The sequence below is a fragment of the Photobacterium profundum genome (assembly GCF_003026285.1).
Lineage (GTDB): Bacteria > Pseudomonadota > Gammaproteobacteria > Enterobacterales > Vibrionaceae > Photobacterium > Photobacterium profundum.
The window spans coordinates 76,240-98,822 of record NZ_PYOD01000001.1 but is presented as its reverse complement, the minus strand read 5'-3'; the positions used below and the strand labels follow the sequence as shown (position 1 = coordinate 98,822).

The 22,583-nt window shown below is 40.7% G+C and carries 22 protein-coding genes; 10 read left to right on the top strand and 12 right to left on the bottom strand.

All coding sequences use genetic code 11. From position 1 onward, the window contains the following. Positions 1 to 125 precede the first annotated feature (125 nt). Both C9J48_RS00395 and C9J48_RS00390 read left to right on the top strand, forming a co-directional pair. The gene (locus C9J48_RS00395) at positions 126 to 419 is read left to right on the top strand and encodes a hypothetical protein (protein WP_006231697.1); all 294 of its coding nucleotides are present in this window, start codon (positions 126 to 128) and stop codon (positions 417 to 419) included. Between the two features lie 236 nt (positions 420 to 655). Next, positions 656 to 1,297, top strand: a complete 642-nt coding sequence (locus C9J48_RS00390; RefSeq protein ID WP_006231696.1) for a thiopurine S-methyltransferase — start codon at positions 656 to 658, stop codon at positions 1,295 to 1,297. Positions 1,298 to 1,471: 174 nt separating this feature from the next. Here C9J48_RS00390 and purT read toward each other — a convergent pair whose 3' ends face one another. Continuing rightward, the gene (gene purT, locus C9J48_RS00385; RefSeq protein WP_006231695.1) at positions 1,472 to 2,647 is read right to left on the bottom strand and encodes a formate-dependent phosphoribosylglycinamide formyltransferase; all 1,176 of its coding nucleotides are present in this window, start codon (positions 2,645 to 2,647) and stop codon (positions 1,472 to 1,474) included. A gap of 453 nt (positions 2,648 to 3,100) precedes the next feature. Here purT and C9J48_RS00380 point away from each other — a divergent pair, with 453 nt between their 5' ends. Next, the gene (locus tag C9J48_RS00380) at positions 3,101 to 3,505 is read left to right on the top strand and encodes a hypothetical protein (protein WP_006231694.1); all 405 of its coding nucleotides are present in this window, start codon (positions 3,101 to 3,103) and stop codon (positions 3,503 to 3,505) included. A gap of 140 nt (positions 3,506 to 3,645) precedes the next feature. On the opposite strand, the gene C9J48_RS00375 is transcribed toward C9J48_RS00380, so the two are convergent. The 7 genes from C9J48_RS00375 to sbcB form a co-directional block, all read right to left on the bottom strand. Beyond that, the gene (locus tag C9J48_RS00375) at positions 3,646 to 4,617 is read right to left on the bottom strand and encodes a TAXI family TRAP transporter solute-binding subunit (protein ID WP_006231693.1); all 972 of its coding nucleotides are present in this window, start codon (positions 4,615 to 4,617) and stop codon (positions 3,646 to 3,648) included. Positions 4,618 to 4,925: 308 nt separating this feature from the next. After that, positions 4,926 to 5,804, bottom strand: a complete 879-nt coding sequence (locus C9J48_RS00370; RefSeq protein ID WP_006231692.1) for a DMT family transporter — start codon at positions 5,802 to 5,804, stop codon at positions 4,926 to 4,928. 169 nt (positions 5,805 to 5,973) lie between these two features. After that, positions 5,974 to 6,861 carry a cytidine deaminase gene (gene cdd / locus C9J48_RS00365; protein WP_006231691.1) on the bottom strand — a complete coding sequence of 296 codons (888 nt, stop codon included), beginning with the start codon at positions 6,859 to 6,861 and terminating at the stop codon, positions 5,974 to 5,976. A 210-nt stretch (positions 6,862 to 7,071) separates the two neighbouring features. Next, entirely contained in the window at positions 7,072 to 7,752 is a 681-nt protein-coding gene (locus tag C9J48_RS00360; protein WP_207383108.1) for a CidB/LrgB family autolysis modulator, read from the bottom strand. Positions 7,753 to 7,754: 2 nt separating this feature from the next. After that, complete coding sequence (locus C9J48_RS00355) at positions 7,755 to 8,093, bottom strand: CidA/LrgA family protein (RefSeq protein WP_036803637.1); 339 nt, start codon at positions 8,091 to 8,093, stop codon at positions 7,755 to 7,757. Between the two features lie 135 nt (positions 8,094 to 8,228). Continuing rightward, entirely contained in the window at positions 8,229 to 8,753 is a 525-nt protein-coding gene (locus C9J48_RS00350; protein WP_006231687.1) for a winged helix-turn-helix domain-containing protein, read from the bottom strand. A 299-nt stretch (positions 8,754 to 9,052) separates the two neighbouring features. Beyond that, positions 9,053 to 10,477 carry an exodeoxyribonuclease I gene (gene sbcB / locus C9J48_RS00345; protein WP_006231686.1) on the bottom strand — a complete coding sequence of 475 codons (1,425 nt, stop codon included), beginning with the start codon at positions 10,475 to 10,477 and terminating at the stop codon, positions 9,053 to 9,055. Between the two features lie 521 nt (positions 10,478 to 10,998). On the opposite strand from sbcB, the gene C9J48_RS27760 reads away from it, so the two are divergent. Beyond that, positions 10,999 to 11,160, top strand: coding sequence for a hypothetical protein (locus C9J48_RS27760; protein WP_006231685.1), 162 nt, complete (start codon positions 10,999 to 11,001; stop codon positions 11,158 to 11,160). Between the two features lie 38 nt (positions 11,161 to 11,198). On the opposite strand, the gene C9J48_RS00340 is transcribed toward C9J48_RS27760, so the two are convergent. The 3 genes from C9J48_RS00340 to C9J48_RS00330 all read right to left on the bottom strand — a co-directional run bounded on the left by C9J48_RS00340 (position 11,199) and on the right by C9J48_RS00330 (position 13,426). Next, positions 11,199 to 11,510 (bottom strand): hypothetical protein, encoded by a 312-nt coding sequence (locus C9J48_RS00340; protein WP_006231684.1) that lies wholly within the window; start codon positions 11,508 to 11,510, stop codon positions 11,199 to 11,201. A 121-nt stretch (positions 11,511 to 11,631) separates the two neighbouring features. Beyond that, positions 11,632 to 12,291 carry a Bax inhibitor-1 family protein gene (locus tag C9J48_RS00335; protein ID WP_006231683.1) on the bottom strand — a complete coding sequence of 220 codons (660 nt, stop codon included), beginning with the start codon at positions 12,289 to 12,291 and terminating at the stop codon, positions 11,632 to 11,634. Between the two features lie 400 nt (positions 12,292 to 12,691). Then, positions 12,692 to 13,426, bottom strand: coding sequence for a DNA/RNA non-specific endonuclease (locus C9J48_RS00330; RefSeq protein WP_006231682.1), 735 nt, complete (start codon positions 13,424 to 13,426; stop codon positions 12,692 to 12,694). A 507-nt stretch (positions 13,427 to 13,933) separates the two neighbouring features. Here C9J48_RS00330 and C9J48_RS00325 point away from each other — a divergent pair. From C9J48_RS00325 to C9J48_RS00310, 4 genes are all read left to right on the top strand, one after another. Further along, positions 13,934 to 14,326 (top strand): YybH family protein, encoded by a 393-nt coding sequence (locus C9J48_RS00325; RefSeq protein ID WP_006231681.1) that lies wholly within the window; start codon positions 13,934 to 13,936, stop codon positions 14,324 to 14,326. Between the two features lie 491 nt (positions 14,327 to 14,817). Further along, positions 14,818 to 15,519, top strand: coding sequence for a pseudouridine synthase (locus C9J48_RS00320; RefSeq protein ID WP_107281012.1), 702 nt, complete (start codon positions 14,818 to 14,820; stop codon positions 15,517 to 15,519). A gap of 430 nt (positions 15,520 to 15,949) precedes the next feature. Beyond that, positions 15,950 to 16,120 carry a phage tail assembly protein gene (locus tag C9J48_RS00315; protein WP_006231700.1) on the top strand — a complete coding sequence of 57 codons (171 nt, stop codon included), beginning with the start codon at positions 15,950 to 15,952 and terminating at the stop codon, positions 16,118 to 16,120. 18 nt (positions 16,121 to 16,138) lie between these two features. Further along, positions 16,139 to 17,434, top strand: a complete 1,296-nt coding sequence (locus C9J48_RS00310) for a serine hydrolase domain-containing protein (protein WP_006231701.1) — start codon at positions 16,139 to 16,141, stop codon at positions 17,432 to 17,434. 184 nt (positions 17,435 to 17,618) lie between these two features. Here the strand turns inward: C9J48_RS00310 and C9J48_RS00305 are convergent, their stop codons facing one another. Then, on the bottom strand, positions 17,619 to 18,380 hold the full coding sequence (locus C9J48_RS00305) for a spermidine synthase (RefSeq protein ID WP_006231702.1): 762 nt from the start codon (positions 18,378 to 18,380) through the stop codon (positions 17,619 to 17,621). Between the two features lie 265 nt (positions 18,381 to 18,645). Here C9J48_RS00305 and C9J48_RS00300 point away from each other — a divergent pair, with 265 nt between their 5' ends. Both C9J48_RS00300 and ygfK read left to right on the top strand, forming a co-directional pair. Next, complete coding sequence (locus C9J48_RS00300; RefSeq protein WP_006231703.1) at positions 18,646 to 18,894, top strand: DUF3297 family protein; 249 nt, start codon at positions 18,646 to 18,648, stop codon at positions 18,892 to 18,894. Positions 18,895 to 19,428: 534 nt separating this feature from the next. After that, positions 19,429 to 22,572, top strand: a complete 3,144-nt coding sequence (gene ygfK, locus C9J48_RS00290; protein WP_006231704.1) for a putative selenate reductase subunit YgfK — start codon at positions 19,429 to 19,431, stop codon at positions 22,570 to 22,572. Positions 22,573 to 22,583: the final 11 nt, after the last annotated feature.

Genomic DNA, 22,583 nt, shown 5'->3' with positions numbered 1-22,583 from the left:
TTTTGAGTAACATGTTATCAACATGCAAAAATAACGCTATTAGTAGCAAGAATCCTTGCTTGATGGGTTGATCTCAGTGGGTTTGAGCAGTAGTATCCGCTCCTCGTTTTTTGTGGTGGTGTGTAATGAGCAGATTTGAGTGCCTTGAAAGAATTGTCGACGAATATCGTAAAAAAGTTCGTGACGCTGAGTTCAATCGACATAATGACAGTGAAGTAGCTAAAGTACTTGTATTGCTTGTTGGGAACTCTATGTTCAATCTTGCAGATGAATTTGCTGATTGGGTAAATCGAGGTGGCGATCGTAGCTACAGCGGTAAGTTTTTTGTTTCTAAGCAGCTTATGACATTGCTAGAGCCTGTTACTTTCCGCGGCGTAACTGTTCGTCGTGATTCGATTAAACTATTCAGAGTTTCTTAATCTGTATAGTTTCGATCGTTGATTCAATAATCACTCCAAAGTGAAATTGAAGAATAGATTATGGATTTAGCTTTACTGACAGGAAGCTAAATCGACAAAAAGGGATGCTTCGGCATCCCTTTTTGCGTTCTAAAATTACAAAAAATAATCAGACACTGTTTTACTCTAGATAGAGTAGATCCAGCACATGTTTTGTGGTCAACTACGGCTAAGTCAGCTTTAGAACAGGATTAAAAATGGACGCAGAATTTTGGCATAGCCGCTGGGCAGAAAATCGTATTGGCTTTCACCTTGACGATACTAACCCGGTATTAACGCAATATTGGCCAATGCTTAAAGCAACACGCGACGATCGTGTGCTTGTGCCTATGTGTGGGAAGTCTGTTGATCTGGTTTGGTTAGCCCAAAAACATAATAACGTAATTGGTATTGAACTGAGTGATATCGCAGTAAGATCTTTTTTTGCTGAACACTTGTATACACCAATGGTAACTTCGATTGGCCATGAAAGTGTGTATGCATTTGATGAGATCACCATTCATTGTGGTGATTACTTTTCAGTGCGTATTGATCCTGTTGATGTGGTCTACGATCGTGCCGCATTAATTGCGATGCCAAAGAATATGCGTGAAATGTATGTTGAGCGTTTATTGTCGTTAGTGAAAAAAGGCGGTCGCATTTTGTTGGTAACATTAGATTACCCACAAGAGCAATTAAATGGTCCTCCGTTCTCTGTGATGAGTGATGAGGTACACCGTTTATTTGATGGTTGTAACATCACGCTGTTAGCGCGCGATGAAAAAGATGAAACACACCCACGACGTAAAAATGGATTGAGCCATTTTGCTGAAGAAGCATGGTTGATTGAAGTCGTTTAACATTGGTTTTTCAAGTACGACGTTTATTGAGTTAAAAGTAGCAGAATGAAAAGAGGCGAAGCACTATGATAGAGCTTCGCCTCTGTTGTTATTATCCGTTTATTTGTACTCTACTGTAGATATGTAAGTGGCGTTGCCACCAGTCTATTCAGTGGTAGAGAGAATAAAATGGGATTAATAAATAACTTTAACGTCTTCTGCTGCATTAATAGCGTCAGAAACAGCCTGGTTGGTATCCTCACGACGCGTTAACGCAACACCAAGGCGACGACGCCCGTTAATTTCTGGCTTGCCAAACAGGCGCACCTGAGTCTGTGGACGAGATAGTGCTGAGGTTAAGTTATCGAAGCGAATGTTGCTTGAAATACCATTACCTAAAATAACAGCAGAAGCCGCTGGGCCATACTGAATGATTTGTTGAATCGGTAAGCCTAAAAACGCACGAACGTGTAATGCAAATTCAGACAGATCTTGAGAGATCAACGTAACCATTCCCGTATCATGCGGGCGAGGTGATACTTCATTAAACAGCACTTCATTTCCACGCACAAACAGTTCTACGCCGAACAGCCCATAACCACCCAGAGCATTAACTACTTTTTCAGCAACATCTTGCGCGGCTTTTAGTGCTTCATCTGACATCTGTTGTGGCTGCCATGATTCACGGTAATCACCATCTTCTTGGCGATGACCAATCGGGGCACAGAAATGCACGCCATCAACAGCGCGAATTGTAAGCAACGTAATTTCGTAATCGAACTTTATAAAGCCTTCAACTACAACGCGGCCAGTACCCGCCCGGCCGCCTTCTTGTGCGTACTGCCACGATGCTTCGATATCGGCAGGTGTTTTAATCACACTCTGGCCTTTACCTGAAGAACTCATAATAGGTTTAACAACACACGGTGTGCCTACGTGTTCTACTGCTGCGACAAAATCATTATATTGATCGGCGAATTCAAAAGGAGAAGTAGGAATCTGTAAGTCTTCAGCCGCTAAACGACGAATGCCTTCACGATTCATGGTTAGCTTAGTCGCATTTGCTGTAGGAACAATATTCACTCCCTCAGCTTCAAGCGAGACGAGAGTGTCTGTTGCAATGGCTTCAATTTCAGGAACAACGTAGTGTGGCTGCTCTAATTCAATCAATTTTCTAAGTGCATCGCCATCCAGCATGTCGATAACATGGCTACGATGAGCAACTTGCATTGCTGGTGCATTATCATAACGATCAACGGCGACAACCTCTAAGCCTAAACGTTGACATTCAATCGCCACTTCTTTACCTAATTCACCAGAACCAAGAAGTAACACACGGGTTGCATCAGAACGCGTTGCTGAACCAAACATTGAATTTCCTTACGATGAGTATTGATACTGGGTAAATGATAACTGATTTCAATAATGACGCAAACGTTTGCTTTGTTGTTTTTGTTGATATATTGAACGGTTAGAACGCATGGGTAATAAAAATACAATGTTGTATTGGGTAAGTCTGAATTAAGTGTGAATGGTGAAGTAAAAGCGTACTTAACGTATTGATAAGCGCATTTTCCTGTCAACGTTGTGTCAGTTCTTGTTTAAAGCATCGTGTTTAGGGAACTTTTTGGTTAGATTACTTCCGCCCACTAGAGGCCAGTAGAGGCCAGTAGAGGCCAGTAGAGGCCAGTAGAGGCCAGTAGGGGTGTATACACCTACACATTAAGTGACGATGTAACTAATATAAATTGTTATGTTTTACTTATTGTAACAACAGCGTTGCGATTTTAGTTGTTCTATCAAACACAAAGTAGGCAGTACAAAATGAAAAAGTATTTCTTAGGGTTAGCACTATTCTTTGTTGTTCCATTTTCAGCCCATGCGGCACAAGCCATTGGCGTCTTTTTAGGTAGCCCAATGTCTGGTATTCAATATAAGCATAATGATTTGCGCTTTTCGCTTGGCATTGATGACTTCGGGCTGGCAGTTGATAAAACGTTCAACCTTGGCTCTTTGTCAAAAAATTCGGATTTAAATAATTTATATACCTTTGTTGGTGCACAATACGTCGATAACAAACACGATAAAGTGGGTGTGCGTTCAGGTGTTGGTTTTGAGCTACCAGTGAATAGTTTTGAGTTCTACGGTGAATTAGGTCCAACTCTGTATGTTGTTGAAGATGTAGACCTTGAATTAGAAGCAGCGCTTGGTTTTCGTGTCCGTTTTTAAATCAATTTAAAACGAAGTGGCAGCTATATAAAAATGCATAAAAAAGGGCTAACCAGTAATATGTGGCTAGCCCTTTTTGTTTAATGTGTCTCGTCCTGAAATGTATTCACACATTTATTACCAATCATTTAGTTAGCTCACTATTCCGCGAGTAAACCGACCTCGATAAAGTATTTTTTAGCCCCATCGTGCAGCGGTGCTGTTAATCCATCATTAATCATTTCTTCTTTTTTCAAGCCACTGAAAGCCGGATGTAATCTCTTAAACTCATTAAAATTATCAAAAACAGACTGTGTAACTGCATAAATCACATTGTTATCGACTTGAGTTGAACTTACGAAAGTCGCGCCGACACCAAATGTTTTTACACCATTCTCTGAACCCATGTACATGCCGCCAGGAATGGTAACAATACGATAGAACGCATTTTCATCGACTAACTTATCGATGACAGGTCCTGCAACTTCAACAATCACACTACTGCAAGATGTTGTGGCTTCTTTAATGGCGCCGCTAGGGTGCCCAACGGTGTAAATCATGGCATCGATTTTGTTATCACATAATGCTTTGGATTGTTCAGATGCTTTCAATTCAGACACTAATTTAAAGTCTTTCATTGTCCAGCCTTTGGCTTTCATTAAGACTTCCATCGTACCTCGTTGCCCTGAGCCTGGGTTACCAATGTTGACGCGCTTTCCTTTCAAATCATCAAAGGTCTTAATGCCAGAGTCAGCTCTTGCGACAACGGTAAAAGGTTCAGCATGAAGAGAAAATACGGAGCGTAATGACTTAAAAGGGCCTTTTTCTTCAAATAGGCTTGTGCCGTTATACGCATGATGTTGCCAATCTGATTGCGCGATGGCTAAATCAAGTTCACCTGCTCGAATAGTATTGATGTTATAGATAGAGCCCCCCGTACTTTCGACAGAGCAGCGTATACCGTGGGTTTTACGGTCTTTATTCACCAAGCGACAGATTGCACCGCCTGTTGGGTAATACACACCTGTAACGCCGCCTGTACCAATAGTAATGAACTGTTCTGCATGCGCGGTAAGCGATACAACTAATGAGATCAAACCAACTAGAACTGAGCTAAGAGATATACGTTTCATTCTCTTTTCCTTGAATCAAAATGTGTGGAAAAGCATTTCACTGTAATATTGTGAATGTGGATGTAAAAATGTGTTCTGAACAGTATAGACAGTACTGTTTAATTCGATGTGTCAGTGATGAGGCGTTATAGCAGTAAAGACGAGAGAACGTAGAAATAATCAGAATAGTGAAGTAGTTTGGTAAAGCAGAATGGTTATGGCTAAAGACAAGATCGAATAACGCCACTGCTATTAATTTCTGCATTAAATAATCAAATACAAAAGTATGACAGTGGCGTTAAATGCTATCAGTAGTAACGGGTGTCAGGTTAACGCTTTTTACGGTTTTCCCAATGCGTAATAAAGGCTACAGACGCGACAATAATAGCTGCACCTAACCATAGGCGACCAGGAGGAGCCCAACCAAATACAACCCAACCAGCGAATACGTTTAATGGTAATTTGGCGTGATCAAAAGGCTGAACAAAAGAGGCATCAGCGGCTGCATAAGCCTTCGCGATTGCCCACTGTGCCAATGCTGTTAACAAACCAGCCGCCGCAAGCAATATCCAAGTCAGGTTTTGATCGGGAACGGTGAATGTTGGCAATGCCAAAAATAGATTAAACGGGGTAATCAAAATTAAAAGATAAACCACCATGGTAGTCGGTGAATCATAAACCGATAATTTCTTAACCATGAGTGAATAGCTTGCCCAAAAGAAAGCGGCACCTATCGGTAATAGCGACGCCCAGTTAAAGGAATCTCCCCAAGGTTCTAGAATGATCATCGCGCCAATAAAGCCTGCTAATGTTGCCACCCAACGCGCTGTGCCGACTTTTTCTTTGAGGAATAAACCAGATCCAATGGTGGCGAACAACGGTGATGTCATCAGTAACGCGATACCTTGCCAAATAGGCACAGGATAAGCGAGAGCCCACAGCCACAACTGAATACCAATAACCGACAGGAAAACCCGAAAGCAATGCTGCCCGAAATGCTCGGTACGTAAAGCGTGTCGTAACCCCAAACTTTTTAACCACGGAAGCATTGCAATCAAAGCAATAAAATATTGGATAAAACCAACGGTTGTTGAGGGTAAATTCAGTTTAACGCTCAAGTACTGTGCCAAGCTATTTACAAGTGCAAATGCTAAGCCAGCGGTTAGCATCCAGCTCGCGCCTTGAATTGGATTGTGTTTGTGAGACATGGAATGAGACTAATAAGAATAATGAAGTCGGATAATACTCCGAACTCCTTCTGATTGGTACAGCAGTGAGTTGATTGGCACTGATTCTAAAAGAAAAAGCCACTAAAAAGCGGCTTCTTTGTGGTACTTAAAATGAACGCTATCCATCAGATGCTGGTGGGTAGAGATATTATGCCGCTACATAAGTAAGAGGAATATCAGGATTCAATGCTTCAAGTGTTGTTTGCGTATCTGAAAGATGGCTAATGGTGCTGTCTGCTTTTTCAACTAATGCAGCTTCTGCAATATCAGTTAACGCATAACCTGCCATATTCATATTAACCAAGGCAACTTGCAATGGTGGAAGGCTAGGGTTGAAGGCTGCGTTTTCAGCATACTTACCAATGAACACTTTACCGTCAGTCGCTTTCAATGCAACACCGCTGTAATTCTTGGTGTAGGGCGCATGTGAACCATTCGCCGCTTTACAAGCAATAGCAACAAATTCGTCTGTTTCTTTAATCGTAATACCGTGGTCAATTGTACCTAGCAGTGCATCGGTAATATTCAGATCTGCAGGGCCAAACGATTCAGGTAAATACTGTTGTAACGTTTGTTCTTCACGCTCGGGTAATTGAACAATTAACGTCTTTGCTGTTGTCAGTTCGTTCATGAACTGACGACAGTGGCCACATGGGCTGTAGTTAATTGTAATATCAGTGATGCCCGTTTCGCCTTTTATCCACGCATGGCTAATAGCAGACTGTTCAGCATGAATAGTCTGAGAAAGCGATGCGCCGACAAATTCCATATTTGCACCGAAATACAAACGACCAGATTCACCACGAACAATGGCACCGACAAAGAAATTAGAAATAGGAGCAACGGAGTAAGCAGCAGCGATAGGAAGAAGGGCAACACGTAATTCACTGTCTGTCATGTGGGTTGTTGAAAGCAGTGTGGTGAATTGTTCGGGACTTATTGTTGCATCAAAATTAGCATCTTCAAATATAGGCTTTACCGCTGATGCTAGATCAGAGGGTAAGGAACCTAAAGCATCCATGATCTTAGCATGCATGAGGTGTTACTCCGTTTAGTTGATGGAGAAACATTGTAGGCGAGCAATTTTAAATTATGCGTGATCTGAGTCACGTTATGGTAATTCTTGTTTCACTCCATACATTAATGCGAGTGGCGTCACACGTGTTTTAAAAATCACACTACCAATTATCAATAACTTATAAATGTATGCGATTGCATGCATCTTGCTGCTTTTTCCTATCATTTTTCAATAACCAAACATCATTAAAATGATTGGGTAGACAACTGGTGCCAATATCGATGTGAAGACACCGCAAATAACCAAAGCTAATGAACTGAACGCGCCTTCTTGATGGTTTTCTTCTGCTGCTTTCGCTGTACCCAATGCGTGAGAAACCGTACCCATTGTTAACCCCTTTGCAATAGGAGCTTGTATGCCAAATAGCTTAAATAATGGATACCCGAATACAGCACCAAATAGCCCCGCAATAATCACCATAATTGCAGCAATCGCAGGCACACCACCAATTTGATCAGCCACAGCCATCGCAATCGGTGTTGTAACTGATTTAGGTAAAATGCTGGCTGTTAATTCAGGTGAAGCCCCCATTGATAGGGCAATACTGGCGCCCACAATCATCGACAGAAGACTACCAACTAAACAGACAGATAAAATGATTTTCCACTTTTGGCGTATTTGCGACAGTTGTTCGTAAAGCGGAAATGCCAACGCAACGACAGCAGGCTCTAGTAAATAATTCAGCCACTTATTTTGTGCCATATATTCTGTATAGGGCACATTCAGCCACAACAGCAAAGGGATAATAATGACAAGGCAAATAAGAAGTGGGTTCACAATAGGGTGTTGTAATCGTTTAGATATAAGACGTGCAAGATAAAAAACGATCAGAGTGATAAGAAGCCAGATCATTATTTTTCCTTATGGTGCGTAGCGACACCAATAACAATTAATACAACCAAACTACTGCCTAATGTACTAAGCAAAATGGGAAGGGTATTCATACTGATAAGATCGAGATAATCCATAAGCCCGACACCGACAGGCACGAACAACAGCGCCATGTGGCGAATAAGCAGATGGCAGCCCTCTTTTGCCCAGTGCGAAGGAATAAGCCCCATAGAAAGTACGGCGAAAAGAATAAGCATGCCGATAATACTGCCGGGAATAGCAACTCCGGTTAACGCTTGAATGCCTTTACCGAGAAAAAGACAAGCAAAGATGATCGCGAATGAGCGAATGTATTTCATAAACCCTTCAAATACGCCAAATAACAGATTCATCATACAATTAATTTGTGATCTGCGCCACATTTAATGCCATGATTTACTATTCAATTACGTTGATCTTAGCGGTAATTATGCAGGTGAGCCAAATAGGAAGAGTTATAGTTCAGACGCGAGGTATAACATGATGCCAGCAACTGCCATTAGAATAACTGACACTTTATGAACAATGTTATTTTTAACAATATTTTCCGTCGTAGATACAGGTGTTTCTTCTTTGTGGGGAGTCGGATCAACGTCTTGCTTTGGTTCTTTAAATGTATGAAATAGCCGACACGTTTTTTCAGGAAGAGGTACTCGAAAACCGTATTTAGGCACAACCTGAATAGGGATTGCCATCGCATTATTGTGTGTTAGCTTTTTATTAAGAGCAATAAAGAGTGAGTTTAAATCAAATTGATCGTGTACATTTTCTGTATCAGGTCCCAACTGTACAAATGTTTTATCAAACAAGGTTTGAGATGTTATGACCTCACCAGAGAAATAACATAAGACTTCTAACAAGCGCGATTCATGCAGTGTGAGACGAGTTTCAGTTTCATCATGCCATACTAATAAATTGAGATCCGGCTCAAAATCAACATCATGAAAACGGTAACAGCGGGTTAGGGCTTTCGTTGTCATAGTCATCACTTATTAGAATTAAAATGGAATGTGATAAACGTTGTCTACCACAAGATTGAACGCAACGATGTTATTGAGTGATTTTGGATTAAATCTGCTAGGTGTAAACGCTTTTCCTCTGCTTAAGTGTTGTTGCTATTTGAGTGAAGTTCAAACTTAGCAAGTGAGATATTGTCTCAAAAAAAAGCCCATTAACCGTAAAGGCTAATAGGCTTATTCTATTTGAGAAGATAATCGTTCATATTTCAGTGACTAATATGAAGCTCAATCTTTTTGTTTAACAAAATAAAATAACTGATTTAGCTAACACTGTTGTTGATATAGTCATACAGCGCTTTCAGTATTTTCATTTTATGTTCATTTGATTGGTTTTCTGTCGCCACGGCTTCAAAATTTTCCATGTAAGCGGGTAAATTATCTTGAAAGAAGTCTTGGCAGTGGTGCTTCCATTTTTGCTGTTCTTCGTAATTCAATGTCAGCGGGAAATTACGTGCACGGTAACGGAACAATAGCGGCTTAATGCGCTTATCTTCAACGTTAAGCTGAATTTCAGCCAGTGCTTCAGGTGTCGATTCGCGAATAATATCGATAGAAGAGCGATCAGAATTAGAGAAAAAACCATCATATAACATCGAATCGACATCGGTATTTTCTTTGTATTCACGCTGAACCGCAAAAATAGCCACCAGTTTTTCTCGTATTTCTGGGTGCTCTTTTAGAATTTGCAGATTTTTTAAACATTGAGCGCGATCAATACCAATACGATTGGCATCTTCTGCTTTTAATGTTTTCGCTGGGGCAAGAACAGGGCATTTATTTAAGTGAACCAATTTTACTGGTATTGGTAACTCGTCTGGTTTCAGCTCACTGCGCTTGGTGTACATACGCTCACGTATTTGATCGGCATCGAGCTCGATCAACGGCGTAGGATCTTGCGCAAGGTTAACCGTAATAACGGCATTTTTGTTATCAGGATGCCATGCCATAGGCACTATCCAGCTTGTATTGCCACACCCCACGCCAAACATGCCAGAAACATGCACTAAAGGCGTTAAGTTCACAATATCAACTAACTCTTGCAGCTTACGCTTATGACGTAAATCAAACAGGTAGTTAAATAACTTTGGCTGATTCGTTTTTAGTATTTTAGCTAACTCAATGGTTGCATACACATCGGCCATTGCATCGTGTGCGTTCGCATGTTCAATGCCATTCGCAACAGACAAGTGTTCTAGCTTAAAGCTTGGCAAACCTTCATCATTATTCGGCCAGTTTACACCTTCAGGGCGAAGGGCATAACAGGTACGCATAATATCAAGCAAATCCCAACGCGAGTTACCATTCTGCCAGCCCCATGCGTATGGGTCATAGAAATTACGGTAAAGGGTATAGCGTGTTACTTCATCATCAAAGCGCACATTGTTATAACCAATAACGCAGGTATTAGGTTTAGATAACTCTGCATGAATTTGGGCGATAAACTCTGGTTCAGATAGCCCTTTTTCTTGTGCCTCTTGTGGCGTGATACCTGTTATTAAACAGGCTTCTGGTGACGGTAAGTAGTCAACAGGAGGCTTACAGTAAATTACCAGTGGCTCACCGATAATGTTGAAATCCATATCTGTACGAACACCTGCAAATTGACATGCGCGATCGGTAGCTGGTGTTGCCCCGAAGGTTTCATAATCAATCCAATAGAGTGTTGGCGTATTGTCTTTTTTCATCATAATACCCTGACGCCATTAGAATCACTTAACGTCTATTTAGTGTGATTCGAATGGCTTACAAATAATGTACTGTTTGTAAGCACTAATTATATTCATGTGTATATGTACATACTTTTATATGCACATTACAACATACACGTCTTACATAAACAGCTTAGCAGTATTAAGCAGCTCTTTTAATTCAGAGAGCGTGCCTAAACCTTCAATTGATAACAAATGGGTAGCGGTGTCGTTAATCGTTTTGTAATCATTGCGATACCCAATATGTGCAGTATCTCGCAGCAACCCTTGAAGAGGCAAGGCTGAAAGACAAAATCATGCCAGAGTTAATAGAATCAGTAATGAATTGCGAAGTCATAACAGAAAATGAACAAGATTTCGTCACTTCAGACGACTTCGTTAGTTGATCGATCTGCTTAAAACAAGCTAAGCGCACTGGGTTGAATTCAACTGGGAAAGCTACCGCTAAAATGCCTAAGGATAATATTGCAGTGAGCAAGAAATATTAGGGGGAGGGTATGAATATTGAACGTTTGTTGGCCAAGTTTAATCTCAAGGGAATTAATTACAAACCATCACAAGGTGGCAAGGCTGTACTAAGCCTCGAGGAGCAATTGGCTATCGTGGAAGGAATTACCTGTCGGTTTTCATTTGTTGTTTGTGAAATATCTGTCGGATAAGAATCCGTCAGAGCGTTATACCTGTTAACCAGGGTTAGCTAAATTAGTAGGCTGGCTAACAGGTCACCTTCTAAGCCATTATCTTGACCATTTCTAATGGCATTATCCATTGCCCTTTGTAATAGATTATCTTTAGGCCCTTCCATGTAAGCTAGAGTATATAGATTAACTTTATAACAAACTTTGCCTTCAACATGTGACGCTGTACCTTCTGATTTCTCATATTCTAAATTTCGAATATTGTATGAAGACGCAGCCGTGAACTGTCCCAACCTTTCATTTGTATCAGGTGGTAATGACGTACATCCAGAAAGAATCATCAATGAAGGTAGAATAAAGCTTATTTTCATTTTAAATCTCATTTTATTAAACATAGTAAATTAATAACTCGATTGATACTTAATGCTTTACTAAGATCTATACCAAAACTGCAGAATGTAATGAATCATCTTGATTCTTTTATGTAAATTATTACTTACGCCCCATAATACGTACGATTCTTAGGAACAAGTTGATGATATCCATATAGAGTGCTGCCGCACTATCTACTGCATTATCTAACGTTTTAGGGATTTGATTTGCACGTCCCCAGTCATAACCAATGTAACCACAAAAGATTAAAACAACAGCCCAGTCTATCCATTCTTGGTGGATACCTAATACAAAAATTTGGAACAGTTCTACCAATATGACAACAAGTAACGCTATGGTTAACGCCCCCGAAATGCGAGCGAAAAATCTTGGAAATAACGTTCCAAGAAGCATCATGCAAGCCGTAACCAAACCTGTTACTTTTATAGCTTCTAGTACTAAATCGGGATCATAACTAGAAACCACAATATTAATAATTAGTCCGAATGGTACAACAACAAAGTTGTAGCCAATAAAGCTGATTAATGGATTTTCTGATTTACTAAATAAATAAACTCCAAAAAAACAACTTGCGAAATAACCCAATAGAAACACCCAAGGAGATACCGATAGTATCGAGTCAACTGAAATACTAGATACCATTAGCCAGTTAATACCAAAACCCCAGCATAGAACTGCACCTATGGTTAAGTTATAAAGCCTTGAACTAATTTGTGTAGCGAAAGGATCTTTACGCTCAAAAACGTTTGATTCCATCATTTCTTGAATACTCCTAAATTACATAACATATTATTCAACCATCCTAGATCACATATCCATCCTGAATTGGGATGTATGCGCTCTGTGATCGCTATATCTTTAGACATAGCGGAATAGAGGGGGGATTCATATTGCATCTTTTTATGAGCATGCTACCGCCCTTGAGTAACAGCCTCGCAGCCCAATATGACAGACAATTTACGGGTTATTATGCCTTAATGCCCGGCATTAAATGTTTGCTGTTTATCAACCTTATCAATGTAAATCCAAGTAAATATATTTAAAATTAATTGGTTGTGAAGGGTTGGCTTTCTTTGGGGCGTTCTTACTGCAAGATTGGGCAACCATTATTGTGGGTTTGTTAGCAGCATTGTCGCCTTAAGAGTGTTGTTAGTTGGAATTACCACATATCCCAAGCTTGAGCTTCAATTTCATTTTCAACACCGTCTGGTAGGTCGCTGAAGAAATCGAGTTGTGTAATTTCTTCAACTTCATCAACAGTTGTAATGAAAGAGGGTAATTCAGAAGAAGATATTTTTCGGTGTGGAAGAATGAATGCAATTGCATCATTGTAGTTTGGATCGAGAATGACTTTATAGAAACGATTGGGGATGTAGACACCGTTACCAATATACGTTTCATTACCATCCCAAATAGGACCGGATACAACATAAAGCTCGCTGTAAGTATTGGCCCATTCACGTACTTTTTCTTCAAGGCCTTTCCATCCCCCGCGGTTAAAGCCTGGTAGTTGTGGTGCCATGTTCGACATTAAGAAGCTTTCTTGCATCGATACTTGGGAGAAGTCCATTGTTCCAGACGGCGCTAAGTGGCCTCGGTCATAACCTGTTTTTGAATAGTCACTGCTTGTTGCACGAAAAGCGTCTGGTAAGTCTTTATCAATACGAAAGCTGTTAGAGCGCTTATAGAAAGCATTCACACTCTCTTTAGTGATGTGGTAAGAAACCCAATTAGAGACTTTATTCTGGTAGTTATACCCAGCGGCATAACCATCTCGACATAGAATTTGGTCACTATCATTTGGTGTACCTTTATCTAGGTGCTGATTACAGACTGCAGCTGAAGTAGATAGCGATAGGGTAATACTAAATATTGCGATTAAGAGGTGTTTCATGTCTTGTCCGTATTATATAAATGTATAAGACGGGCGATAGTATTGGCTGTGGGTATGTGTTGGTATTGATATATACATAGATTGTGATGGGTGTTTTTTATGAGTTACCGTTATGGGATTTTGAGCCATTTTTCAACAATATTAGTTAGATAGGCTCTTTTTAGGGCTCCAAGTTACCTCAAGCTGCTCGTTTCAGTGATAATCTATTAGGCTCTAGGCAAGGCTGAAAAACAAAATCATGCCAGAGTTAATAGAATCAGTAATGAATTGCGAAGTCATGACAGAAAATGAACAAGATTTCGTCACTTCAGACGACATCGTTAGCTGGTGGCAGAAACGACGCTCTAAGTCGTTCCTCACTTATGTTCGGCGCTTACGACTAGAGAGTTAGAAATACCACGTGTATCGATTACGAGGTGACGTCTATTATTGCCTGTAAGCTACAATTCGTATTGTTCTAAGTTATTTATTATTAGTATGGATATAGAGCAAAGTAAGGCGATAAATATGACAGATTCAATTGATGTTTATGATGCTATCGTGGCCGCAGACGAAAAATTTATGAGTACGTTCAGCCAAGGAGATGCGCAAGGTATTGCGGCCCTCTATACCGAAAAAGGGCAATTTCTTCCTCCTAACGGTGATTTTGTTATGGGTAGAGAGGCTATTCAGGCAACATTTCAAGCTTTTATGGATATGGGCATAAAAGTGATTAAGTTAGAAGCTCTGGAAGTGGAGGGGTACGGTGATACAGCCTCAGAAGTTGGTAGATACATTCTTGAAGGTGAGGGAGGTAAAGTGTTGGACAAGGGCAAGTTCCTCGTCATTTGGAAGAAAGAGGTTGGCCAATGGAAGTTGCACCGCGACATGATTAATACAAGTATGCCAGCACCGGAGTAATCACATAACAAACCATCATATGATGCGTTTTATTTGGCATTTTTGGTATGGAGTGTGGTGCGCTTAGTCGGTAACTTGATTTAGATATGGTTTTATCTATAAAGCCGTCTGTAGGCGGCTTTTCACTTAAACTCGGTGTACTTCTTTACATTTTCAGTGTGCTCGATGGGCTTTCTCACCAAGTTACGATTTATCCTCAATTTCACACACTATGATCATTTCGTGCTTAAAAGTGCATTGGTTAAGTAAGAACACACATACAAAGCAATCAATACGATGTTTATTACACCCGGCATAGTATAATCGGTCTGGTAATTAAGGCGTTCGCACATGTTGTTGCGGTGTTATGTTTCAGGAGAGCGAGTGGGCCTTTAGTTTCAGCACTAAAAATAGAGAAATAGATACACGGTTGTGCGTGAATTTATTAGTTTCCAAAAAACAGACTTACCTTATCGGTGAATCTTATATCAAACAGTGATTATAGTTATTTCATGAAATCTACTACCAACAGACTCGATCGTTTTATTAGCCAGAATAGTCCTTTTTCTATTTCAGATACACGCCTTTTAATTGCTCAAAAACGGATCCTTTTGGATGGGCATGTTGCACATTCAAATCAGCAGAAAGTGACGAAATTCACTTATGTCGAATTAGATGGTAACTGCTTACAAGATAATAATCCGCTTTATATCATGCTGAATAAACCCAAGGGGGTTGTTAGCGCGACGAAAGACATAAAACATTCTACGGTGTTAGACCTTATTCAGCACCCTCAGAAGAACGAACTGCATATTGTTGGGCGCTTAGATTTTAATACAACGGGATTGGTGTTATTGACTAATGATGGGGCATGGTCTCGCAAGATAAGTTTACCCGAGACAAAGCTCGCAAAGGTGTATGAGGTTACTTTGTCTAAGCCATTAACGGAAGAGTATGTGGCTGTTTTTCGAGAGGGTATCTATTTTGGTTATGAAGACATTACAACTAAGCCTGCTTGTTTAGAGATACTCTCTGAGTATACAGCTAGGCTCTCACTGGTTGAAGGCAAGTATCATCAAGTTAAACGAATGTTTGGTTTTTTTCAAAACGAAGTATTGGAGCTTCATCGAGCTTCTGTGGGGAACATTTCTCTAGAGGGGCTTGAAGAGGGGCACAGTCGGCTGCTCACAAAAAAGGAGCTGATGACATGTTAATAATGCAGATTACGATGGATTACTGTTCGTAAGTAAAAGGACAGGAAGGGCGACAAGAACTTAAGTTTTTAGTTTAACAGGCTCGATAACTACCTTGTTCCCTTCTGATCACACATTCAGTTCTGAGCCTTCTTATAATTCCATTTGACGAATGAAAGCAGCAGATAGATGTTTCCCAAACTATTGCCAATCTTTCTAACCTGAGTCGTCATAAAAACCTCCGTTATCACTATTTCACCAATTACAATAAAAAGATAAGACTACGAATCTTTTTTATCCTTCCCAGAAAAACTTAATTACGACCGATAATACTGAATGAGACCTTAATTTTATAACGATGTTTAATCTTATCCATTGCAATGGTTCGATGTCGAACTATAATCGAGCAAGAAAGAAATGCACTTTCAGGCGGAGTTGAATGGGATTTCGAATGAAAGAGAAGCTAGCACTGGTCATTATGATTGCTTTGTCTTCTTCTGTTTCATCTGACGAAATTAAGCAGCTAAACCCAGGAGATTTAACGCAAGTTAATACCTACGTTACATGTGAGGCAGGATCAACTGACTGCATGGCCACTAGCGGTGTTTCTTACTACTTTTAAACCTTTTGGAGGATCAACATGAAAAAGCAAATTCTATCGGCACTTATTGGATTAACTATTGTTTCTGGCTCTGCGTTCGCGGCTAAAGAAGTACATAAACCAGACCAAAATTTTATTAGCGTAATTGCCGAGGCTGGTATCACCCAAGAGAACTGGGACAACGGCAAGAACAGCAAGCTTATAATGAAGAACGCATACCGCATGACTCCACATGTTGAGGTATCTACGCGTTCAAATGATGTTCACCGTCTTGAAAACCCTGTTGGATTCGATTTGGCAAGCTATCAAGGCAATGACTTTGATGGACCGCTAAGTCTTGATATCTTGATGCGCGATAGACTGAATATGGAAACCGTCGTTATTACGAAGGACGGAAAGCTCATTGACGAATATTACTGGAATGGCACTAGCAAAGATTCAACTCACCTACAAATGTCCGTAACTAAATCATTTACGTCTCTTACTGCTAGTATTTTTGCTGCTAAGGGGATGATTGATATGAGTAAACCAATCACTGATTACTTGCCTGAGCTTAAAGCGTCAAAAGGATTTAGTCGAGCAACTGTTCAGGAAGTTGCTGATATGAGGTCAGGAATCAAAATTAACTTCTCTGAAGGCTTGCTTTGGGATGACCGAATGAGCAACGTACAAAACTGGAATGGTGAAAACAAATACCCTGAACTTAAAGGCATTATAGACTTTGCTTCTCTTGTCGGCGAAAGAGATGATCATGGCGCTGGTGAGTATTACGATTACCAATGTACTAATACAGAGATGCTGGCGAAAGTTGTTGAGCGAGTAACTGGCGACACTATGTCAGATGTGTTTGAAGAAAACATTTGGTCTAAGGTTGGCTTTGAACATGATGCGAAGTGGATGTCGAACAATGACGGAGAGGTGATAGCTTCTGGTGGCCTTAACATAACGACGCGTGATGTTAACCGAATGATGTTTGTTCTTATTAACGAAGGTAAGAACCTGAAGGGCGAACAAATCATTCCGAAGAAGTTCATCGATAACTTGCTAGAAGGTGATGACGATGTTCGTTCAGCGTGGCTTCTAGGTAAGGAAACAGTGATCACTAATGACGCATGGTATAAAGATCAGATCCGAGTATTCAACATTGAAGGTCATAAGTTTATCGCGTTCTTTGGCATTCATGGTCAGATTACTGTTGGCGAACCGAGCACTGGTATTGTTATCGCAATGAACTCAGCCCAAGATGAGATGGAAGGAATTCGTGCATTTGGCATCACTCTTAAGCAGGTAATCCCGACAATCCTGAAAGGCGTAAGTGCAGAGGCCGCTAAATAGTACAAACCGAACGGCGTAAAAGCCTGCTCAAGTAGCAGGCTTTTTTATCCGCTAAAGCGTAGAGTCGCAGATTCTATTTACTTTGGTTAGTGCGTCTAATCGCTCAATGTCTCTGCTTTCTTCTATATCTATATAACGTTTCAACACTTATGGAATATATTTCATCGAGTAAAAGTGGCTGCCCTCATAAATCTTGTGTATCCGCGAGTAATTGGGCATAACGTTCCATCGGAATGTTCATTTCCTCTTGTAACCATTTACCTTTAGTCAGCAGTTCTTCTTTGTTGAGCGAGGGGATATCGTCTTTGAAGGCAAGTACGATCGTATTTCCACCTTCTACTTCGAAACTGAGTAGTCGGTTTTTAAATTCGATTGCGAGTAATTTATCTAGCCCTTCTCGTAACTTGAGTGCCGTATGGCAGATGTTGAGCACGAGAACACCTTGATTGTTGAGTGCATTTTTACAATCACGCAAGTAGGATGCTTGTACTTGTTTTGGTTCCATGCCTTCTGAATTGTATAGATCTGAAAAGATTATATCGCTTTTTAGATTGCTGTTCTTCATGTAGTTCACAGCATTGTCTATATAAAGGAAGAGACGATCAGTATCGGGTAAGTAAAAATACTCTTTGGCAATCTTCGCCACTGCTTCACGGTATTCAATTGCGTGTACGTTCAACTCGGAGAAACTATTAAGTAGGTTCTTTGTTATTGAGCCTGCGCCTAGCCCCATGACGGTGGCTGTTTTTACTGTGGGGATAAAAAATAAACCTGCCATCATGGCTTGGGTGTAGCTGAGGTGTAATCTATTAATATTATTTAGCTTCATGCAGCTTTGATAGATTTTCCCATCAAAGCTGAGGATCCGGCTGGTTCTTGTTTGGTAAACATAAATTGGGCCGTGATCATCTATTGTTGTTGAGATACAAGTTCCATTGATATCCATGGTATTTTAATACCTCTTAAAGAAGGGTATATAACGAGTAGGGCATTATAACGGAAAATAATACCTTTGACCTTGCCTGTATCAAACGGCATCGAGTTGGTTGCGTTTTGATGCTCTGACTGAAAAATATAATTTTATAAAAGAAATCAAGTCACTGATGGCGTATACATATGAATGTATTAATACGATTTATTACTGCAGCTCTTGAGCGTTAGGCCTATATTCTCTACAATAGCGCACTTTTTATTTACGACAGGTCACAAACATGAACGATACTAACTCACGCCCAGAATTACCGGATCACCTTGCGGGTAACCCTCGTAGCCCGCACCATGTGGCAGAAGTTTTCGAGCATGAAATTGGTATTCTGCTTAATGGTAAAGAGCGTTTCGATGTTGAAGAATATTGCATCAGTGAAGGTTGGGTAAAAGTCGCATCACACAAAGCATTAGACCGTCGCGGTCAACCGCTTATTGTTACGGTAAAAGGAACGGTTAAAGCGTTTTATAAGTAAGACGTATTGAAAAACCGATAACTTAGCCAGCGGTAATCCCCCTTTGAGTTGGCGCAATAGTTACGAAGTTTTGCAATACCACTTACGATCAGCACCAAAAAATGGCCTAAAGAAATTTAGGCCCTATGTATTCTTGATATCCAACCAAACATTACTGCTATGCTCTATCTCAAGGGCTTGTTTCAATGATAAATCATTCCACTATCATTTTTCCCATTATCAAAGTGATAGCGATTTATTAAATTGATAGGAATTAAACCCGTAGTAAGAATCATACTCAATTGGCTGTTTTTGTTATTAATTAACCGAAAATTCAGTCTATTGACCTTAATCACACTCTTTACCTTTCTTTCGACATTCGTCACGAATTTCCTTCTTATTTATCGTGTTTTAAAAGTTTGGCTCAGTAGTTGCTCAATTGAATGCATTACGAGGTAAATCAATGCATTTATCTCACTTTCTGAGCCCTACGCATTGCACGACGAAATGTGCTGGCTGTAATAACAAAAAGAAACAGCATCAAGGAGATTTATCATGGGAGACATCATGCGTCCCGTTCCATTTGGCGAGCTTCTCAATCGTATGTTTAGCGAATACAAAGAGAGCAAGTCCATTTTTGGAATCCCATCGAAGCAGTTTTATCGTAAAGATAATGCCAAAAGCTTATCCGTTTGGGGCGAACATTGTGAAACACCCGTAGGGCCAGCAGCCGGTCCACACACGCAGTTGGCACAAAATATTATTTGTTCGTGGTTAGCGGGCGGACGTTTCATGGAGCTTAAAACTGTCCAAAAATTGGATCAGTTAGAAATTGCAAAACCGTGTATTGATGCAGAAGATGAGTGCTTCAATACGGAATGGTCTACCGAGTTCACTTTAGTTAAAGCATACGATGAATACTTAAAAGCATGGATTGCGCTACACCTGCTGGAAGAAGTCTTTGACCCTCGTACAGAAGGGGAAGATAAGTCATTTGTTTTCAATATGAGCGTTGGTTATGACTTGGCTGGTATTGAAACTGCTCCAATGCAGAAATATATCGATGATATGGTCGATTCTAGCCAACATGAGAATTTCCATGCGTATGTTGCAGAGTTAAAAACCTTCATTAGCGATCCTGCATTTATTAAAACTTACGGCTTTGAGCACCGTCTTTCACGTTTAGAGAGCTTACCCGCCAGTATTTCGACTCAACTAACACGTGGTGTTACGTTATCGACCATGCACGGTTGCCCACCAAATGAAATCGAAGCAATTTGTCGTTACATGATTGCTGATAAAAATATCAATACCTTCGTAAAATTAAACCCAACATTACTTGGTTATACGCGTGTTCGTAGCATTATGGATAACGCTGGCTTTGATTATATTTCCTTAAGTGAAGAATCATTTAGTCACGATTTACAAATTGAACCTGCGAAAGCCATGCTTCACCGTTTGGTTGATTTAGGTAAAGAAAAGGGCATTGGCTTTGGTGTTAAATTAACTAATACCTTAGGCACGCTGAACAAAAAAGGCCGCTTGCCAGACAAAGAAATGTACATGTCGGGCCGTGCTTTATTTCCATTATCTATTAACGTCGCGCTTGAATTGTCGCGTGAATTTAATGGTACCTTGCCTATCTCATATTCTGGCGGCGCAAGTAAATTCAATATCAAAGAGATTTTTGATACGGGTATTCGTCCTATCACGATGGCAACCGATCTGCTGAAGCCTGGTGGTTATTTACGTTTAGCCGATTGTGCCAAAGAGCTGGAAACAAGCAGCGAATGGGGCATGGGTAAAGTTGATTTAGTGAAACTAGAAGCCTTGGCAGCTAAATCCTTAGTGGCGGAATACACGCAAAAAGAATGGCGTGGACCAGAAGAAATCAGTGTGAAAAAAGCGTTGCCATTAACCGACTGTTACGTTGCGCCTTGTGTAACTGCATGTCCTATCAGCCAAGACATTCCTGAATATATTCGTTTGATGGGTTTAAGTCAGTATACCGAAGCGCTGGAAGTGATTTATTCACGTAATGCGCTACCTGCAATTACAGGGCATATTTGTGATCACCAGTGCCAGTACAACTGTACCCGTCGTGATTACGAAGGTGCATTGAACATTCGTGAAATGAAAAAGGTTGCCCTTGCAAAAGGTTGGGAAGGCTATAAAGCCAAATGGCATGCACCGGATTTAGACAATGAAAAGCACCCAGTTGCTGTGATTGGTGCGGGTCCTTCTGGTTTATCTGCGGCCTACTTTATGGCACGTGCGGGTCATCCTGTAACGGTTTTTGAGAAAGAACATAATGCAGGTGGTGTGGTTAAAAATATCATTCCTCAATTCCGTATTCCTGCCGAAGTGATTCAACATGATATCGACTTTGTGCAAGATCATGGTGTGAATATCGAATACGGCTGTAATCCGCATATGACGGTGGATACACTGAAATCGAGTGGCTTTAAATATGTATGTTTGGGTATAGGGGCAGATAAAGGCAACCCTATGTCGCTAACGGGTGATAACACCAATGTGTTCAAGTCGTTAGAGTTCTTACGTAGTTTTAATGATGGCGAATTTACAGCTAGCTCTGAACACACTCCAATGCATACATTGGGTAAGCATGTTGCCGTTGTTGGTGCAGGCAATACAGCAATGGATAGTGCAAGAGCGGCATTGCAAGTCGATGGTGTTGAAACTGTCACTGTATTGTACCGTCGCACATTGGCTGAGATGCCTGCTTATAAAGAAGAATATGACGAAGCCGTTGAAGATGGTGTGAAGTTCATGTTCTTGACTAACCCAGAAGAGTTTAATGCTGACGGTACGGTAGTTGCCCGAGTTATGAAGTTGGGTGAGCCTGATGAAAAAGGGCGCCGTCGTCCGGTTGCAACCGATGAAACGGTTGAGCTGCATGTCGATGCGCTTATTACCGCTGTTGGTGAGCAAAGCAATCGCGATGCACTTACCCGTATTGGTATTCCGATGGGCGAAGATGGTTGGCCTGTCGTGAATAGTGAAACAGGTGAAACCAGTGTCGAGAATGTATTCCTAATGGGCGATGCAAGTACAGGCCCATCATCCATTGTTTCTGCCATTTCTGGTGGACGTAAAGCTGCAACAACGATTCTTGCGCGAGAAGCTCAAAATGATGACTTAATTGCCGTGAAATCAGATGTGAAAGTGGACGATGTTTATGCCCGTAAAGGGGAAATTCAAGTCAAGCTGATTGAAGCTAATATGCTTGAAATTGATGACCATGAAGCGTTTATCCAACAAGAATCTCAGCGTTGCTTAGAGTGCTCGTATGTTTGTAGCAAGTGTGTCGACGTATGTCCTAACCGTGCAAACATTTCTCTGCCTATTCCGGGCTTCCGTGATCAGTTCCAAACAATACACCTCGATGCTTACTGTAATGAATGTGGTAACTGTGCCCAGTTCTGCCCATGGGACAGCAAACCGTACAAAGATAAGTTCACTCTGTTTAACCTACGTGATGATTTTACCAATAGCACAAATGCAGGCTTCTATATCGAAGGAACTGAAGTGCTAGTACGTTCTGAAGGGGAAATTTACACCTTCAGCATCAATGAGCAAAGTGAACTCGATATGCCAGAGTCGTTAGCCGATGAAGCAACCATTATTAGCTACGTGCATGCACATCATAGCTACCTACTTGGCAAAGTGGACGTATAGGTAAGGAGTAA